Source organism: Burkholderia sp. 9779_493 (genome assembly GCF_015712215.1).
GTDB lineage: Bacteria > Pseudomonadota > Gammaproteobacteria > Burkholderiales > Burkholderiaceae > Burkholderia > Burkholderia cenocepacia.
On record NZ_JACCQA010000004.1, the window covers coordinates 169691 to 186970 of the forward strand.

Below are 17280 nucleotides of genomic sequence, written 5' to 3' on the forward strand. Positions count from 1 at the left end.
CTCGATGCGGGCCGTCACGCGGCCTGCCAGTACGCGTCGAGGCGCGCGTACAGTGCGTCGCGCTGCGCCGGTTCGATGAACGACGCCTCGAAGCCGTTGCGGATCACCGCATGGACTTCGGCATCCGTGAGTTGCAGCCCTTCGGCCGTCGCGAAGTAGTTTTCATTGACGTAGCCGCCGAAATAGGCCGGATCGTCGGAGTTGATCGTCACCGCGACGCCGCGGTCGAGCAGCGCCTTCAGCGTGTGCTTCGCCATGTCGTCGAACACGCACAGCTTCAGGTTCGACAGCGGGCAGACGGTGAGCGCCGTGCGCGATCGGGCGAGGCGTTCGACGAGCGCGGCATCCTCGATGCTGCGCACGCCGTGGTCGATCCGGTCGACCTTCAGCACGTCGAGCGCTTCGTAGATGTAGGCGGGCGGGCCTTCCTCGCCCGCATGCGCGACGAGCTTCAGCCCGAGTGCGCGGGCCTTCTCGAACACGCGCGCGAACTTCGTCGGCGGATGGCCGAGCTCGGACGAATCGAGGCCCACGCCGATCAGGCGATGACGATAGCGTTCGAACAGCGGCAACGCGGATTCGAACGTCGCGAGCGCATCCTCTTCCGACAGGTGGCGCAGGAAGCACAGGATCAGCTTGCTCGACAGCCCGCGTCGTTCGGCATCGGCGAGCGCGCGCTCGATGCCCGCGACGACCGTCTCGATCGGCACGCCGCGCTCGGTGTGCGTCTGCGGGTCGAAGAACAGTTCGGTGTGGACGACGTTGTCGGCGAGCGCGCGTTCGCAGTACGCGGCCGTCATGTCGTAGAAATCCTGCTCGGTGAGCAGCACGCTCGCGCCGGCGTAGTAGATGTCGAGGAACGATTGCAGGTCGGTGAACGCATACGCGGCGCGCAGCGCATCGATCGAGTCGTAAGCGAGCTTCACGCCGTTGCGCTGCGCGAGCGCGAAGATCAGTTCGGGCTCGAGCGAGCCTTCGATGTGGATGTGCAGCTCCGCTTTCGGCGCGCGGGCAATCTTGTCCTTGAATGTCGGGGTCATGGCGTCGTTCTTGGTCGGTCAGTAGGTAGGGGAAGCCTGCGCGGACGCATTCGCCTCGACGGCCTGCAGCAACTGCGCGGCCACCGAGATCGCGATCACTTCGGGCGCCTTGTCGATGATGCCTTCGACACCGATCGGGCAGCGCATCCGCGCGACCTGGGCCGGGTCGATGCCGATCGCGGCGAGCCGGTGATCGAACTGCACGCGCTTCGTGTGCGAGCCGGTCATCCCGAAGTACGCATAGTCGCCGCGTCGCAGGATGCGCTCGGCCAGCACGAAATCGAGTGCATGGTCGTGCGTCATCACGACGAAGTAGGACTGCGGCGGCGCGGCGTCGACCGCGTCCGCCGGCGAAGCGGCCGCGTCGATCACGAGGTTGCCGATACCGGCGAGCGCGTCGGCCGGCGGGAACACCGCATCGGGCCCGTCGATCCAGCGCACGTGGCACGGCAGCGTCGCCAGCACCTTCACGAGCGCGGTGCCGATGTGCCCGGCGCCGAACAGCACGACGGGGAACGCATACGGCGCGATCGTCTCGGTCATCAGCGATACGCCGCCGGTTTCCCACAGCAGGCAGTCGGCACGCGCGGCTTCCGATTCGGGCTCGCTCAACAGCGGCGCGCCCGGCGAGGGGCCGAATGATACGCTACGCACGGTCGCGGCGCCGGCCGCGACGCGCTTCGCGAGCGACATGATCCAGCCGAGATCGCCGACGTCGAGCCGCTCGAACGCGAGCACCACGACGCCGCCGCAGCACTGGCCGAGACTCGGGCCGAGCGCGAGCCGCTCGAGCCGGCGGGCGTGCGGCACGTGCGCGCCGTCCTTCAGCAGGTGCCGCGCGATCTCGATCGCCTTCCATTCCAGATGACCGCCGCCGATCGTATGGCGGGCCGTGTCGCGCGTGACGAGCATCTTGGTGCCGGCTTCGCGCGGCGCGGAGCCGTCGGTGTGCGCGACCGTCACGAGCACGGCCGCTTCGCCGTGCGCGAGCAGTTGCTGCAGATCGCCGAGCCAGGCTTCCATCAGCACGCTCCGTTCGGGACGACGCGGCACGGCACGCGGCGCGGGCTGGCGGGCGCGGCGGCAACGAGGACGGACGGGAGCGGGGCCGGCCGGCTGCAGGGCCGATGCCGTGCGGTGGCCGCGGACTGACGGCGTGCGCGTACGGCGCCGCCGGACGCGCGGACGCCATGAGGGTGACGGATGCGGATGGTTTGCGTTGTCATGATGAATCCAGTCGACATTGCGGATCGGGCGCGCGTTACGCAGGGAGCGGTGAGACCGCCTGGCCTCGCGCACGTAGATCGCCATCCAGTCCCTAAGATAGCATCGCCACGCGGCCGGAACATGGCCGGGCGGTGATCCGGGCTATCAGGAGGCGATCATGTCGATCATAGGCCCGCCGCGCGGGATCGGGGGACCGATGCATGCACATCGGGCCGAAACGCATGCGTGGCGGGGCGGGGGCGCGGCAATCGCGCGACACGCGCTCGCCCGGAAATCCAGGCGACGGCGGGGTAGGTGTTTACGCGCGGCGGCCGGGCAGGGCCGCCGGAGGCGTCGGCTGCAGCCGGGCGACGACTTGCCGGCGGCGCGCGGCCCGTTCGGCGGGGCCGCGCAGGCCATGGGCCAAAACGCGGCCGGCCGGTCAGCCCGCGAGCTTGCGGCGATGGCGCCAGAGGCTCGCGACGACCGCGACCAGGATCACGGCGAAGCCGATCAGCGCCCAGCCGGGCAGCAGGATGCCGAAGATCGGCGGATAGACGGTCTCGCACAGCCCGGCGACCTTGAACATGCCGGGGAACCACTGCGCGGGCGGCAGGCTGTCGACGATCGGCTGCAGCGTGTCGAAGCCGCAGCTGAAGCCCGGATTCATCTGGATCGACAGGTGCCGTGCGGCCGTGCCGACACCGCCGGCCGCGGCGATCGCGATCAGCAGCTCGAGCACCCAGACGCCGCGCCAGTTGCGGATCCCGGCGGCCAGGAACGCGAAGATCCCGATCGCGCAGAAGAAGTAGCGCTGGATGATGCACAGCGGGCACGGGTCTTCGTTCTTCACGTACTGCAGGTACAGCGCGCCGGCCAGCAGGGCGATGCACACCCATCCGAGCAGCATCAGCAGGCGGCGTTCGCGGCGTAGTGCAAGCGTGTAGTCGTTCATGTCGGCGGGGTTCCTCGTCGGTCGGTCCGGAAAACAATCGCGCGATTTTAGCGCGAACGGTCTGGCACGAAACTGACAGCGCGCGTGCGGCACCCTGCCGCACCGCGCTCGGTCCGCCGACGATCGGCGGGCGCGGTCAGCGGATCGTGTTCAGCACGGCCTCGACCGACTGGCCGATCGCGAGCAGCGCGTCGTCGCGATGCGGCGCCGCCGCGAGCATCAGGCCGACCGGTGCCGCGTCGCGCGGATGGCACGGCAGCGACAGCCCGCACGCATCGAGGAAGTTGAACGCGCTCGGGTTGCGCAGGATCAGCGCGTTGGTGCGCGTGAACGCGTCGTCGTCCGTTTCGAGTTCGGCGATGCGCGGCGGCACGACCGGCACCGTCGGCGCGACGAGCGCGTCGAAGCGCGCCCAGACCGTGTGCGCGGCTTCGTCGAGCATCGCGGCACGCGCGGCGAGCAGGTCGAGATAGTCGGCGGCGCTCGCGGGTTCGCCCTTCAGGATCCGCGTCAGCACGCGCGGGTCGTACTGGTCGCGATGCGTGGCGAGCAGCGGACGATGCCACGCGTACGCCTCGATCGGCGAGAAGCCGAAACGGTTGATCTCCGGCAGCCGGTCGAGCGCGGGGAAGCGCACTTCGGTGATGATCGCGCCGGCGGCTTCCAGATGCTTGAGCGCGGTGTCGAGCGCGGCCGCGACGTCGGCATCGACGCCGTCCGTCACGTAGTTCGTCAGCACGCCGAGCCGTACGCCTTCGAGCGGCCGGGCGGCCGGCACGTGCGGCTCGAGCCCCGCCAGCATCCGGTCGACGAGCGCGCAGCACGCGACCGTGAGGCCGATCGGGCCGAACGAGTCGAGCGTCGTCGACAGCGGCACGCCGCCTTGCGTCGGAATCCGGCTCGCGGTCGGCTTGAAGCCCGTGAGCCCGCACAGCGCGGCCGGGATGCGGATCGAGCCGCCGGTGTCGGTGCCGAGCGCGACGGCGGCCATCCCGTCGGCGACCGACGCGGCCGCCCCCGACGACGAGCCGCCCGAAATCCGCGCGTCGCCCGGCACGTCGCGGTGGTACGGCGAGCGCGGATTGCCGAAGTGCGGATTCAGCCCGAGCCCCGAGAACGCGAATTCGCTCATGTTGGTGCGGCCGACCAGCACCGCGCCCGCGCGCTTGAGCCGCGCGACGGCGACCGCATCGGTGCGCGCGGCCGGTGCGCCGTCGAGCACGCGCGAGCCCGCGCGCGTCACCTGGCCCGCGACGTCGAACAGGTCCTTGACCGATACCGGAATGCCCGCGAGCGGCGACAGCACGGTGCCCGCCGCGCGCAGCCGGTCGTGCGCGTCGGCGGCCGCGCGGGCGTTGTCGGCATCGACTTCGGTGAAGACGACCGCGCCCTGGCCCGCCGGATCGGCGATCCGGTCGAGCGCGGTGTCGACGAGCGCGCGGCTCGTGGTTCGGCCGGCGGCGAGGTCGGCGGCGAGCTGGGCGAGCGGGGGGAACGGCGTGAAAGTGGTCATGGCGGCTCAGGGGCGAAGATGTTGGACAAGCGTGGAGCGGAACGAATCGATGTGGCTTTCGACGGCTGCGCGCGCACCGGCGGCGTCGCGGGCGGACAGCCGGTCGAACAGCGCGCGGTGCTCGTGCTGGACGTCGGCGAGATGGTGCGGTTCGGACAGCGTGACGAACCAGAAGCGCAGCGAGCGCTCGTGCAGCGCGCGCAGGATGTCGGCGAGCACCGCATTGCGCGCGGCCGCGGCGATCGTCTGGTGAAACGCGCGGTCGAGCTCCATCATGCCTTCGACGTCGTGCGTGTCGACGCAGGCCTGCCCGTCGTCGAGCAGCGCGGCCAGGTGCGCGAGATCGTCGGGTGTCGCATGGCGCGCGGCGAGTTCGGCGCAGTGCGCTTCGTTGATGCGCCGCACGTCGATCACCGCGACGATGTCGTCGAGCGACAGCGGCTGCACCATCAGGCCCTTGCGCGGCATCACGGACAGCAGCCCTTCGAGCACGAGCCGATGCACGGCCTGGTGCACCGGCGTGCGGCCGATCCCGGTGCGCGCGACGAGGTCGGCTTCGTTGAGCGCGGCGCCCGGCTTCAGGCGCATCGTGATGATGTCCCGCTGGATCAGCGCGTACGCGCGGTCGGCAAGGCTGGCCGGCGATGCGGCGGGGCGGTCGCGTGCGACGTCGGTCAGCGTACTCATGCGGGCGGCGGCAGCGGGGCCGGAGGGGGCGCGATCATGACGCGGAGGCTCGGAAAGCGTGGACGATCTCTGGATATTATTGTGATATATCACGGATGTCCACTGCGGAAGATATCGGGAAAGCCGGTGCCGGCGCGTGAGCGGAACCGCCCCGCGGCACGACTTGCCACCGACTTGCAACAATATCGACAGGATGTTGCAGGTTTGCCGCGCGATCGTGCACTGAAGCATAATGAATCTTCGTCAATCCATACGCGCGAGCGACGTACCAGACCATCGTCATGAGCGAAACCACGCCTTCCCCGGCCGGTCTGCCCGGCACCTCTTCCGCTTCTTCCGATTCCCCCCGTCCCGATCCGGCGAAAACGCCCGATGCGCCGGCCACGCAGGCCGCCGCGCACAACGTCGCCGACGACGGCGCGTCGCCCGTCACGGCCGCATCCGAGCCGGGCGCGCCCGGTGCGGCAGGCGCCGTAGGCGATGGCGCTGCCGCAGCCGCGCCGCCGAAGCCCGGCGCGCCGCCGCCCGGATTCGGCGCGCAGCCCGATTTCGACACGCCGCGGCCGCCGCCCGCGAACGCGCAGAATGCGCCGCCGGCCTACCTGAAGCAGAGCGACACGCCGTGGTCGGTGTTCGGCCGGATCGTCGCGGCGCGCGCGCGGCGGCTGTTCGACCGCGCCGGCCAGCGCATCACGCAGCGCACGCTGCGCATCGGCGTGTCGGCGCGGATCTTCCATCCGGAGCCGGGCGCGAAGGGGCTGCGCGGCAAGACGCTGCAGTATCTCGAGGAATCGATCGCTCACTGGGTGATGTCGCGCGACGTGCTCGTGTTCATGATTCCGACCGTCGGCCATCAAGGCATGATCCATCCGAGCAACATCCGCCTGCGCGATTACGCGAAGCATCTCGACGGCCTGCTGCTGCAAGGCGGCGCCGACGTGTCGCCGCAGACCTACGCGGCGTCGGATGCGCGTCCCGAATGGCCCGGCGATCGCGTGCGCGACATGTACGAGCTCGAGCTGCTGCACGAATTCGTCGAGTCCGGCAAACCCGTGCTCGGCGTGTGTCGCGGCTGCCAGCTGATCAACGTCGCGTTCGGCGGCTCCTTGTACCAGGACATCGCCACCGACGTGCCGACCGCGAATGCGCACGTGAGCGAGCATTACGACCAGCATCGTCACGCGATCCGCTTCCCCGACTCGTCGACGCTCGCGAGCATGTTCCCGGGACGCAGCGAAGCGATCGTCAACTCGATTCACCACCAGGCGATCCGCGATCTCGGCCGCGATCTGAACATCGAGGCCGTATCGGCCGGCGATGGAATCATCGAAGGCATTCGCCATCGGCGCTCGCCGTTCGTCGTCGGCGTGCAGTGGCATCCGGAGTTCCATCGCGCGGGCGGCTCTGAACTGCTCGATTGCACGCCGCTGCTCGATGCGTTCCTGCGCGCGGCGCGTGAAACGCGTCTGTAGCACGCCGCATTTTCCGTGTTGCACGAAGGCCGGCCGCATCCCGATAAATTCGAGATGCGGCCGTTTCGTTTTGAACGATAATCGCGAGTTCCGATTCGTTCGCCGGAGTCTGACGTTGGTTTTCCGAAACTTTTCCCCTGCACGATGCGCAACGTGGATCGTTGCGCTGGTTGCCTGCGCGCAAACGGGCGCGGCCTGGTCCGCCGACGCGAGCGCACCTGTTGCCGGCACGCGTCCGGCGGTCACGAGCCTGAGCGGCGGCGCGTCATCGGCGGCATCGGGCGCGGTCGCGACGGACGCCGCCGCGCAAGGCAACGTCGCCGAGCTGACGCAGATGCTGCACGACGGCCGGATTGTCGAGATGCGCACCACGTACAACGGCAGTTACGGCGCGAGCCTGATGTTCGATCCGCGCGAGATGACGTATTACGTCGCGCTGTTCCAGGACAAGAACCTGTGGCGCGTGATCCGTTCGCAGGAAAAGAATCGCGCGGAGACGGTGTACGCGAACTTCGTGCAGCAGACCGCGCAGCTCGCCGATATCGAGATCCGCCGGACCGAGTTGCAGGCGCAGAAGGCATTTCTCGAGCGCGTGATCGCGCTGCAGGCGAATCGTGCGCAACAGTTGCAGGCCGATCTGAGCGTCGCGCGCAGCCAGCAGGCCGAAGTCGCGCAGCGGCAGAAGTCGGCGCAGGAGCAGGCGCAGGCGCTGCAGGTCGAGAAGCGGGCTGCGCAGTTGCAGTTGCGCGATCTGCAGGAGCAGGTGCGGCAACTCGAGAGACAGACCGAGACAGGGCTGCCCGCGCACAAGTAACGGTTCGTCGAACGGACGGAGCGAGACGAGCGAAAACCCGGCGAAGCGATCTTCGCCGGGTTTTTTATTGCGCGGGCGTCAGTGCGTGAACGCGTCCGGCGTGTCGGTCACGCGGCGGTGCGACAGTTGCGACGTCCAGTCGAAACCGGCCGCGCTCGGGTGTGCCGGGCGGGCCGGCTGCGTGGCGCGCAGCGCGTTCGCCATTGCGATCAACGTGGCCGGATCGTCGAGCGAGCCGCGTGCATCGCGCCTGTTGGCGATGCGCGGCGGTGGAGCGAGTCGATCGCGTGTGCCGGTGCCGGCCGCGTCGCGCGGGATCGGCGGATGCGCAGCGAGCCGCGGCACGACCGGTGTGCGGGTCGGTGACTTCGTCGTGCGCAGGCCGGTTGCTCGACGTGGTGAAGCAGGCGTGACGTGCCGCACGTCGGCCGTCGCTTGCGGGTGAAGCGTTGCCGGTCGAAGCGCGACGCGGTGCCTGGCTGGCGGCGATTCGACCGTGTGCGCGACGGGCGTCGCCATCTTGTGCTGCGGCATGACGCGCGTCGATGTATCCGGCTGTGCCGAGGCGACACGTATCGAGCCGGTCGATGTCGTGACGTGATCGGACGTACGGCCGGTCGCTTGAATCGCATGCACGGGCCCGAAACCCGCAGGCGGGTCGTACGTGCCGATCAGCCAGCCGATGATGCCGAGCGCGCCGATGCTCCAGCAGACCGCGTACATCGCGCGCCGGTCGCGAGGGCGGCGCGCGGGATGGCGCAACCGCCGGGCAGGGGCCGCAGCCGGCGCGACAGCCCGCCCGCCCGAAGCCGGCAGCGCGGCCGCCGGTAGCGGTTGCCACCGGCATGCGCGGTGCGGCGAGCCGACATCGACGCAGGACGTCGTCAGGGTCGCGAGGCCGTGCTTGCCGGGCCGTGCGCCGGGTGCGCCGAGAAACCGCCATTCGCGGCCGAACGGCGGGACGTGATCGAGCGGATTGACGCGCGGGCGGGCGAGCGCGCCTTCGATCGGGACGAGGGGCGATGGGGTCATGAAAGGGGTACACCGTGCGATACGGGCAACCGTGCCGGCGCGCCGCGGAAATGTCGTTGCAAATCGTGACATTGTGGTCAGCCGGCGAAGGCAGGTCGATCAGATCAATCTGATTCTTGTGCCCGTTTGAGGGCGACTGGTACGAGGTGGGTGCCGCGACAGCCGGGACGGGCGCGCCACAAGGCAAATGTCGGCCTGGCGTGGCATGATTCGCGAATCATGCCGGCGGCGCGTCGTTACGCGCAGTGCCGTCGGCGGGCAGCGATGCCCGTGCGCGCGGGTCAACCCGGCGCGTCGCGCATCGCCGGATTCATGCGGCGCGGTATTCGCGCCATCCGAGCTGAGCGAGAAAACATGTCCACAGCGTCCCCTGCCATCGCGCAGGAATCGAAAGTCCGCACCGTCTTCCGGGTGGTCAGCGGCAATTTCCTGGAAATGTACGACTTCATGGTCTACGGGTATTACGCGTCGGCCATCGCGAAAACGTACTTTCCGAGCGGCAACGCCTTCGCATCGCTGATGCTGTCGCTGTCGGTATTCGGCGCGGGTTTCCTGATGCGGCCGGTCGGCGCGATCGTGCTCGGCGCGTACATCGACCATCACGGCCGCCGCAAGGGGCTGATCCTGACGCTCGGGCTGATGGCGATCGGCACGCTCACGGTGGCCGCGATACCGGGCTATGCGACGATCGGCGTGCTCGCGCCGGTGCTCGTGCTGCTCGGCCGGCTGTTGCAGGGCTTTTCGGCGGGCGTCGAGCTCGGCGGCGTGTCGGTCTACCTGTCGGAAATCGCGACGAAGGGGCACAAGGGGTTCTATACGTCGTGGCAGTCGGGCAGCCAGCAGGTGGCCGTCGTGTTCGCCGCGTTCGTCGGTGTCGTGCTGAACCGCGCGCTGCCGGTCGAGGAAATGACCGCGTGGGGCTGGCGCATTCCGTTCCTGATCGGCTGCCTGATCGTGCCGTTCCTGTTCCTGATCCGCCGGTCGCTGAAGGAGACCGACGAATTCCTGGCGAAGCGTCACCGTCCGACGATGGGCGAGATCATGCGCTCGATGCTCGACAACTGGGGCGTCGTGGTGGCCGGCATGGGGATGGTGATCATGACGACGGTGTCGTTCTACATGATTACCGCCTATACGCCGACCTTCGGCAAGGAAGTGCTGCACCTGTCGTCGCTCGATGCGCTCGTCGTGACCGTTTGTGTCGGGATCTCGAATCTCGTGTGGCTGCCGCTGTCCGGTGCGTTGTCCGACCGCATCGGCCGCCGCCCGGTGCTGATCGCGTTCACCGTGCTGACGCTGGTGTCGGCTTACCCGGCCGTGCTGTGGCTCGTCGGCGATCCGTCGTTCCTGCGGCTGCTCGCGGTCGAGCTGTGGCTGTCGTTCCTGTACGCGTCGTACAACGGGGCGATGGTCGTCGCGCTGACCGAAGTGATGCCGGCCGACGTGCGTACGGCCGGCTTTTCGCTCGCGTACAGCCTGGCCACGACGATCGGCGGCTTCACGCCGGCGATCTCGACGCTGCTGATCCACCAGACGGGCAACAAGGCGGCGCCGGGGCTGTGGTTGAGCGTGGCCGCGATCTGCGGCTTGATCGCGACGCTCGTGCTGTACCGCACGGCCGACGCGCGCAACCAGTACAAGTCGGCCTGACGGCGGCAGGGCTAGCGCGCGGCGTCGGCCGCGCATCACATCGAAACAGGGAGCGCGATGCGCTCCCTGTTTCGTTTGCGGTCATGCTTCGCGCAGCAGGTCGGCCACCGCGGCCGCCACGTCGCGCCAAGCGCCCGGTGCAGGCTGGCGCGCGATCCTGGCCCGCGGATACCACGGGCAGTCGTCGCCGGTGAACCAGCGCCAGTCGGCTGCGAACGGCAACATGACCCACAGTGGCTTGCCGAGCGCGCCCGCGAGGTGCGCGACCGCCGTGTCGATCGTGACGACGCCGTCGAGGCGCTCGATCAGCGCGGCCGTATCGGCAAAGTCGTTCAGCCGGCCGTCGAGACGATGCACGCGCGGATGCGCGTCGACGCGCGTCCGTTCGTCGTCGTCGAGCGCGGGCTGCAGCACGATCCAGTCGATGTCCGGCAGCGCGAGCAGCGGCGCGAGCGCGTCGAACGGCATCGAGCGGTTTTCCTGCGCCTGGCGGCGTCCCGACCAGGCCAGGCCGAACTTGCGCTTCGACTGCCCGCCGAGCGAGCCGCGAAAGCGCCGGCGGGCGCCGTCGGGGGCGTCGAGGTAGCGCGAGCCGGCGATGTCGTCCGGCTGAAGCCCGAGCAGGAACGGCAGGCTCATCAGCGTGCAGGCGACGTCCGCGGCAGGCGGCTTCGCGGCGCCCTGCGCGACGAGCGTCACGCGCCAGCGCGACGCGGCCGGCGCCAGCAGCGCGACGAGCTCCGGCTGGACTTCGAGGACGACGCGCGCGCAGCGTGCGCGGACCAGCGGCACGAAGCGGACGAACTGCAGTGTGTCGCCGAACCCCTGTTCCGCGCGGATCAGCAGCGTGCGCGACGCAATCGGCTCGCCCTGCCAGCGCGGCAGCGTGCCGAGCGGCGTCGCGCCGGGCGTCTCGTGGCGCGCTTCGTAGGCGGGTAGGCCGCGCGTGAAGTCGCGCAGCGTCAGCAGCGTGACCGCGCGGTGCAGCCGCGCGAGCGTGAGATCGGGCGCGACGCGCAGCGCCTGGTCGTATGCGCGCAGCGCCATCTCGTGCGCGCAGAGCGCGTGATGCGCGTTGCCGAGATTCAGCCACGCGAGCCCGAACGACGGATCGAGCCCGACGGCGCGTTCGTAGTAGGGCAGCGCGTCGCGGTGGCGCGCCTGCGCGCAGAGCGCATTCGCAAGCCCGAACAGCGCGAGCGGAAACGGCGGATGCAGCGCGAGCGCGGCTTCGAATGCCGCGGCCGCCTCGGCATGCCGGCCGACCGCATCGAACGTATTGCCGAGATTGAAATGCGCGGCGACGAACCGCGGCTGCGCGGCGATCGCGGCCTGGAAGTGTGCGATCGCATCGTCGGCGCGCCCCATCGCGTTCAGCGCCATCGCGAGGTTGTTGTGCGCGCCCGCGTGCCCGGGCCGGAGCTCGAGCGCGCGACCGAACGCGGCGAGCGCGTCGTCGTGGCGGCCGAGCGCGTTCAGCGCGTTGCCGAGATTGTTGTGGATCGACGCGTCGTCGGGCGTGAGCCGCAGCGCGCGGCGGAAGGCGTCGATCGCATCGTCGTGGCGCTGCAGCGCCGCATACGCGTTGCCGAGGTTGTAGTGCGCGAGCGGAAATTCGGGCGCGAGCGTCAGCGCGTTGCGAAAGCGGTCGATCGCTTCGTCGAGCCGGCCGAGCGCTTTCAGCGCGTTGCCGAGATTGAGCTGCAGCGCCGCATCGTCCGGACGCAGCGCGACGGCGCGGCCGACGAGATCGGCCGCCTCGGCGTGCTGGCCCTGCTGGTGCCGCAGCACGCCGAACAGGTGCAGCGCGTCGGCGTCGGCGGGGTTGGAGGCGAGCGCGTTGCGATAGCCGTGCTCGGCCTCGGCGAGGCGGCCCGCACGGTGTGCGGCGTACGCCTGGTCGAATGCGGAATCCATGACGCGAAAACTGGCGGAAAGCGCGTATTTTCCCACACCGCGCGGCGGGGCCGCGGATCGGCCGGTCGGCATATGGCCCCGTCACGCGGAGCGGCGTAGACTTGCATGATCGCGTGTCATCGAGGTCCTCATGGCTGACACACTGTCCGATATCCCGCCCGTGCTGATCGTCGGCGCGGGGCCGACCGGCCTTGCCGCGGCGATGAGCCTCGCGCGGGCCCACGTGCCGGTGCGCCTCATCGATCGTCTCGTCGCGCCCGCGCCGTTTTCGCGTGCGATCGGCATCCAGGCGCGCACGCTCGAACTGCTGGAGCAGCATCGCGCGGTCGAGCCGTTTCTCGCGCTCGGTCATCGCGCGCATGCGGCCGAGCTGCATGCCGACGGCCGCGTGATCGCGCGGCTCGATTTCGATCCGCTGCAAACGCGCTATCCATATCTGATGTTCCTCGACCAGAGCATCACCGAGCGGCTACTCGCCGAGCATCTGGCCGGGATGGGCGTGAGCGTCGAGCGCGGTACGACGCTGACCGCCTGCGACGCGGGCGGCACGTCGCTCGACGTGACGCTTCGCCGCGCCGACGGCCGCGACGAGTCGTTCACGCCGTCGTACCTGATTGCGGCCGACGGCGCGCACAGCACGGTCAGGCATCTGCTCGGCCTGGGCTTTGCCGGGCATGCGTTCGAACAGACGTTCCTGCTTGCCGATTTCGCGGCGATACCCGACTGGCCGGACGAAGAGATCCGCCTGTTTACGACATCCGCGGGCATCGCGGGCCTGTTTCCGATGGGGGGCGGTCGTTACCGGCTCGTCGCGGACCGGCCGCCCGGCAGCGATGCGTCGCCTGACGCGCCGGCGCCGTCGCTCGACGAATGCGACGCGATCATCCGCGCGCGCGTCGGCGCATCGATCGCGCCGAGCGATCTTGCATGGTCGTCCTATTTCCACCTGCACAGCCGGATGGTCGACCGGCTGCGTCACGGCCGCGTGTTCTTCGCGGGCGACGCCGCGCACGTCCACAGTCCGGCCGGCGCGCAGGGCATGAACACCGGCATCCAGGAGGCGTTCAACCTGGGCTGGAAGCTCGCCCGCGTCCTCCGTGCAGGCGCGCCCGAGCGATTGGTCGACACGTATCACGCGGAGCGCCACCCGATCGAGCGCGACGTGTTGCGGCAGACCGGTTTCGTCACGCAGGTCGTCGGAGCCGAGCGCGGCGCGATGAAGCTGCTGCGCGATCATGTCGTGCCGCTGCTGGCGTCGTTCGGGCCGATGCGCGACGCGGTCAGGCGCACGGTCAGCGAGCTCGGCGTGCAGTACCGGAAGAGTCCGCTCACGCTCGAGCGCGTGCTCGACGGCGGCCCGCGCGCCGGCGAACGCGCGCCCGATGCACTCGTGCACGTGCTCGACGGGCCGCTCGGTCGCGCGCCCGGCACGGCGCGGTTATACGATCTTCACGATCCGGCGAGCTTCACGCTGTTGCTGCTGGAAGAGCCGGTGAATACCGGCGCCGGCGAGGTACCGCCGATCTCGGCCGACGCGCAGGTGCTCGTGCAGGGGCTCGAACGGATCATGCCGGAAGCGGTGCGCGTGTGGCGTGTCGCCGATGCCGAAGGCGACGGGGCGGCGGGGCTCGCGCAGGAATACGGCCGCTCGCGGCCGTCGTTCTATCTGCTGCGGCCCGACGGCTATGTCGCCGCGCGCGGGCGTACGGCAACCGACGCGAACGCGTTGCTGCGCCACTGCGAAAGCTGGTTCGCGGGCATGTCGGTGTCCGCGTAGCCGCGCTCAGGCCGGCGCCGCCGCGGGGACGAGCGCCGCGCGATGCGCGGCGATCGCGTCGCGCACGATCGGCGCCGCGCGTTGCCCGGCTTCGCTCGACGGATCGTCGAGCGCGGCGAGGAATGCGCGACGCATCCGCGGCTCCCAGAAGCGCCGGATATGCTCGGCGATCCCGGTCAGCGCTTCGTCGCGATCGGGCATCGATTCGAAGAATGCGCCGATCTGGTTGGCCATGTCGATCAGGTGGTCGTTGTCCATGGTTGCCTCACTTGCCTGTCGTCACGGCGGCCGGCGCGGCGGCGCGGCGCTCGAGCAGATCGAGCTGCTCCGTGTTGAAGCGCGCATACGAGCGCTGCCAGTCGGACGGTTGCGCAACCGGCATCACCTGCACGGCCGTCACCTTGTATTCGGGGCAGTTCGTCGCCCAGTCGGAACTGTCCGTCGTGATCACGTTCGCCCCCGATTCAGGGAAGTGGAACGTCGTGTACACGACGCCCGGCTGCATGCGGTCGGACACCCGCGCGCGCAACACGGTCTGACCGGCACGCGACTCGATGCCGACCCAGTCGCCGGTCCGGATCCCGCGATCTTCCGCGTCGTGCGGATGGATCTCGAGGCGATCCTCTTCATGCCACTGAACGTTCTCGGTCCGGCGCGTCTGCGCGCCGACGTTGTATTGCGACAGGATGCGGCCCGTCGTCAGGATCAGCGGATAGCGCTGCGTGACCTTCTCCGGCGTCGGAATGAACTTGGTGATCACGAACCGGCCCTTGCCGCGCACGAACGTGTCGATGTGCATGGTCGGCGTGCCGTCCGGCGCCTGTTCGTTGCACGGCCATTGAATGCTGCCGAGCGCGTCGAGCTTCTCGTACGACACGCCCGAGAAGGTCGGCGTGAGCCGCGCGATCTCGTCCATGATTTCCGACGGATGCGTGTAGTGCATGTCGTAGCCGAGCGCCTGCGACAGCAGCAGCGTGACTTCCCAGTCCGCGTAGCCCGCGAGCGGCGGCATCACCTTGCGCACGCGCGAGATCCGGCGTTCCGCGTTCGTGAACGTGCCGTCCTTTTCGAGGAACGTCGAGCCCGGCAGCAGCACGTGCGCGTATTTCGCGGTTTCGTTCAGGAAGATGTCCTGCACGACGATGCATTCCATCGCGGACAGTGCGGCCGCGACGTGCTGCGTGTTCGGGTCCGACTGGACGATGTCCTCGCCTTGGCAGTAGAGTCCCTTGAAGCTGCCGTCGAGCGCCGCGTCGAACATGTTCGGGATGCGCAGCCCCGGCTCCGGCTGCAGCGTGGCCGACCACGCCTGCTCGAACTGCGTGCGCACGACCGTGTCGCCGATGTGCCGGTAGCCGGGCAATTCGTGCGGGAACGAGCCCATGTCGCACGAACCCTGCACGTTGTTCTGGCCGCGCAGCGGATTGACGCCGACGCCTTCGCGGCCGACGTTGCCGGTCGCCATCGCGAGGTTGGCGATGCCCATCACCGTCGTCGAGCCCTGCGCGTGTTCGGTGACGCCCAGGCCGTAGTAGATCGCGGCGTTGCCGCCCGTCGCATAGAGGCGCGCGGCCTCGCGCACTAATTCGGCCGGCACGCCCGTCACGTCGGCGGTCGCCTCGGGCGAATTGTCGGCCTGCGCGACGAAGTCGCGCCATTGCTCGAACGCGCGCGTCTCGCACCGCTCGGCGACGAATGCGTCGGCCACCAGCCCTTCGGTGACGATCACGTGCGCCAGCGCATTGACGATCGCGACGTTGGTGCCCGGGCGCAACTGCAGGTGATGCGTGGCCTTCACGTGCGGACCGTCGACGACGTCGATGCGGCGCGGGTCGATCACGATCAGCTTCGCGCCTTCGCGTACGCGCCGCTTCAGTCGCGAGCCGAATACCGGATGGCCGTCGGTCGGGTTCGCGCCCATTACGACGATCACGTCGGCCTGGCCGACCGATGCGAACGTCTGCGTGCCGGCCGATTCACCGAGCGTCGTCTTGAGGCCATAGCCGGTCGGCGAGTGGCACACGCGTGCGCAGGTATCGACGTTGTTGTTGCCGAACGCGGCGCGCACGAGCTTCTGCACGAGATAGGTTTCCTCGTTCGTGCAGCGCGACGACGTGATGCCGCCGATCGAATCGCGGCCGTATTTCTGCTGCAGCTTGCGGAATTGCGTCGCCGCGTAGGTGAGGGCTTCGTCCCAGCTCACTTCGCGCCACGGGTCGGTGATCTTCTCGCGGATCATCGGCTTCGTGATGCGGTCCTTGTGCGTCGCATAGCCCCACGCGAAACGTCCCTTCACGCAGGCGTGGCCTTCGTTCGCGAGACCGTTCTTGTGCGGCGTCATGCGCACGACCTGCGTACCCTTCATCTCGGCCTTGAACGAGCAGCCGACGCCGCAGTACGCGCAGGTCGTGACGACCGAGTGTTCGGCCTGGCCGAGCTGCACGACGGATTTTTCCTGCAGCGTGGCCGTCGGGCAGGCGGCGACGCACGCGCCGCACGACACGCATTCCGATGCCATGAACGATTCGCTTTCGCCGGCGGCGACGCGCGATTCGAAGCCGCGCGCGGCGATCGTCAGCGCGAACGTGCCCTGCGTTTCCTCGCACGCGCGCACGCAGCGGTTGCAGACGATACACTTCGACGGATCGTACGTGAAGTACGGATTCGATTCGTCCTTCGTGTCCTTCAGGTGATTCGCGCCATCGAAGCCGTAGCGCACTTCGCGCAGCCCGACCACGCCGGCCATGTCCTGCAGCTCGCAATCGCCGTTGGCGGGGCAGGTGAGGCAGTCGAGCGGATGGTCGGAGATGTACAGCTCCATCACGTTGCGGCGCAGCGACTGCAGCCGGTCCGACTGCGTGCGCACCTTCATGCCGGCCTCGGCGGGCGTCGTGCACGACGCCGGATAGCCGCGCCGGCCTTCGATCTCGACGAGGCACAGCCGGCACGAGCCGAACGGTTCGAGCGAATCGGTCGCGCAGAGCTTCGGGACGTTGACGCCGGCTTCGATCGCCGCGCGCATCACCGACGTGCCGGCCGGCACCGTGACCGGCTGGCCGTCGATTTCGAGCGTGACGTCGGTGTCGGCATGCCGTTGCGGCGTGCCGTAGTCGGTTTCGTCGAATGGGTCGAATGCGCGCGCCTGCGCGGCGCTCTTGCACGCGCATTGGCCCGAGCCGCAGCCGCCTTGGCGGACGTTGTTCGTGTCGAGGGACAT

13 protein-coding genes are annotated in these 17280 nt (G+C 69.3%); 4 read left to right on the forward strand and 9 right to left on the reverse strand.

What is annotated here, in order from left to right; translation table 11 throughout:
* Positions 1-14: 14 nt before the first annotated feature.
* The 5 genes from H0X95_RS05455 to H0X95_RS05475 all read right to left on the reverse strand — a co-directional run bounded on the left by H0X95_RS05455 (position 15) and on the right by H0X95_RS05475 (position 5401).
* Complete coding sequence (locus tag H0X95_RS05455) at positions 15-1040, reverse strand: adenosine deaminase (protein WP_006482041.1); 1026 nt, start codon at positions 1038-1040, stop codon at positions 15-17.
* Between the two features lie 18 nt (positions 1041-1058).
* On the reverse strand, positions 1059-2063 hold the full coding sequence (gene xdhC / locus H0X95_RS05460; RefSeq protein WP_060213671.1) for a xanthine dehydrogenase accessory protein XdhC: 1005 nt from the start codon (positions 2061-2063) through the stop codon (positions 1059-1061).
* A 625-nt stretch (positions 2064-2688) separates the two neighbouring features.
* Positions 2689-3201: a disulfide bond formation protein B gene (locus H0X95_RS05465; protein WP_006489750.1), complete on the reverse strand. Its 513-nt coding sequence runs from the start codon at positions 3199-3201 to the stop codon at positions 2689-2691.
* Between the two features lie 136 nt (positions 3202-3337).
* Positions 3338-4714 carry an amidase gene (locus H0X95_RS05470; RefSeq protein ID WP_060266604.1) on the reverse strand — a complete coding sequence of 459 codons (1377 nt, stop codon included), beginning with the start codon at positions 4712-4714 and terminating at the stop codon, positions 3338-3340.
* A 6-nt stretch (positions 4715-4720) separates the two neighbouring features.
* Positions 4721-5401, reverse strand: a complete 681-nt coding sequence (locus H0X95_RS05475; protein ID WP_006496558.1) for a GntR family transcriptional regulator — start codon at positions 5399-5401, stop codon at positions 4721-4723.
* Positions 5402-5682: 281 nt separating this feature from the next.
* On the opposite strand from H0X95_RS05475, the gene H0X95_RS05480 reads away from it, so the two are divergent.
* Complete coding sequence (locus H0X95_RS05480) at positions 5683-6873, forward strand: gamma-glutamyl-gamma-aminobutyrate hydrolase (RefSeq protein WP_006496556.1); 1191 nt, start codon at positions 5683-5685, stop codon at positions 6871-6873.
* A gap of 115 nt (positions 6874-6988) precedes the next feature.
* Positions 6989-7687, forward strand: a complete 699-nt coding sequence (locus H0X95_RS05485) for a DUF2968 domain-containing protein (RefSeq protein ID WP_196445933.1) — start codon at positions 6989-6991, stop codon at positions 7685-7687.
* A 78-nt stretch (positions 7688-7765) separates the two neighbouring features.
* Here the strand turns inward: H0X95_RS05485 and H0X95_RS05490 are convergent, their stop codons facing one another.
* A complete protein-coding gene (locus tag H0X95_RS05490; RefSeq protein ID WP_196217731.1) occupies positions 7766-8719 on the reverse strand; it encodes a hypothetical protein in 954 nt (317 codons plus the stop codon).
* 354 nt (positions 8720-9073) lie between these two features.
* Here H0X95_RS05490 and H0X95_RS05495 point away from each other — a divergent pair, with 354 nt between their 5' ends.
* Positions 9074-10369, forward strand: a complete 1296-nt coding sequence (locus H0X95_RS05495; protein WP_011694210.1) for an MFS transporter — start codon at positions 9074-9076, stop codon at positions 10367-10369.
* An 81-nt stretch (positions 10370-10450) separates the two neighbouring features.
* On the opposite strand, the gene H0X95_RS05500 is transcribed toward H0X95_RS05495, so the two are convergent.
* Positions 10451-12286 carry a tetratricopeptide repeat protein gene (locus H0X95_RS05500; protein WP_408733128.1) on the reverse strand — a complete coding sequence of 612 codons (1836 nt, stop codon included), beginning with the start codon at positions 12284-12286 and terminating at the stop codon, positions 10451-10453.
* A gap of 130 nt (positions 12287-12416) precedes the next feature.
* On the opposite strand from H0X95_RS05500, the gene H0X95_RS05505 reads away from it, so the two are divergent.
* Positions 12417-14063: an FAD-dependent monooxygenase gene (locus H0X95_RS05505; RefSeq protein WP_196445934.1), complete on the forward strand. Its 1647-nt coding sequence runs from the start codon at positions 12417-12419 to the stop codon at positions 14061-14063.
* A 6-nt stretch (positions 14064-14069) separates the two neighbouring features.
* Here the strand turns inward: H0X95_RS05505 and H0X95_RS05510 are convergent, their stop codons facing one another.
* Both H0X95_RS05510 and fdhF read right to left on the reverse strand, forming a co-directional pair.
* Positions 14070-14321, reverse strand: coding sequence for a formate dehydrogenase subunit delta (locus tag H0X95_RS05510; protein ID WP_006486928.1), 252 nt, complete (start codon positions 14319-14321; stop codon positions 14070-14072).
* A 7-nt stretch (positions 14322-14328) separates the two neighbouring features.
* Complete coding sequence (gene fdhF / locus H0X95_RS05515; protein WP_059721544.1) at positions 14329-17280, reverse strand: formate dehydrogenase subunit alpha; 2952 nt, start codon at positions 17278-17280, stop codon at positions 14329-14331.

Excerpts from the sequence above, each read along its gene's own strand:
- H0X95_RS05500 (WP_408733128.1), bottom strand. The coding sequence starts at position 12,286 with ATGGATTCCGCATTCGACCAGGCGTACGCCGCACACCGTGCGGGCCGC.
- H0X95_RS05475 (WP_006496558.1), bottom strand. The coding sequence starts at position 5,401 with ATGAGTACGCTGACCGACGTCGCACGCGACCGCCCCGCCGCATCGCCG.
- fdhF (WP_059721544.1), bottom strand. The coding sequence starts at position 17,280 with ATGTCCCTCGACACGAACAACGTCCGCCAAGGCGGCTGCGGCTCGGGC.
- H0X95_RS05490 (WP_196217731.1), bottom strand. The coding sequence starts at position 8,719 with ATGACCCCATCGCCCCTCGTCCCGATCGAAGGCGCGCTCGCCCGCCCG.
- H0X95_RS05470 (WP_060266604.1), bottom strand. The coding sequence starts at position 4,714 with ATGACCACTTTCACGCCGTTCCCCCCGCTCGCCCAGCTCGCCGCCGAC.
- xdhC (WP_060213671.1), bottom strand. The coding sequence starts at position 2,063 with ATGGAAGCCTGGCTCGGCGATCTGCAGCAACTGCTCGCGCACGGCGAA.
- H0X95_RS05480 (WP_006496556.1), top strand. The coding sequence starts at position 5,683 with ATGAGCGAAACCACGCCTTCCCCGGCCGGTCTGCCCGGCACCTCTTCC.
- H0X95_RS05505 (WP_196445934.1), top strand. The coding sequence starts at position 12,417 with ATGGCTGACACACTGTCCGATATCCCGCCCGTGCTGATCGTCGGCGCG.
- H0X95_RS05510 (WP_006486928.1), bottom strand. The coding sequence starts at position 14,321 with ATGGACAACGACCACCTGATCGACATGGCCAACCAGATCGGCGCATTC.
- H0X95_RS05465 (WP_006489750.1), bottom strand. The coding sequence starts at position 3,201 with ATGAACGACTACACGCTTGCACTACGCCGCGAACGCCGCCTGCTGATG.
- H0X95_RS05495 (WP_011694210.1), top strand. The coding sequence starts at position 9,074 with ATGTCCACAGCGTCCCCTGCCATCGCGCAGGAATCGAAAGTCCGCACC.
- H0X95_RS05455 (WP_006482041.1), bottom strand. The coding sequence starts at position 1,040 with ATGACCCCGACATTCAAGGACAAGATTGCCCGCGCGCCGAAAGCGGAG.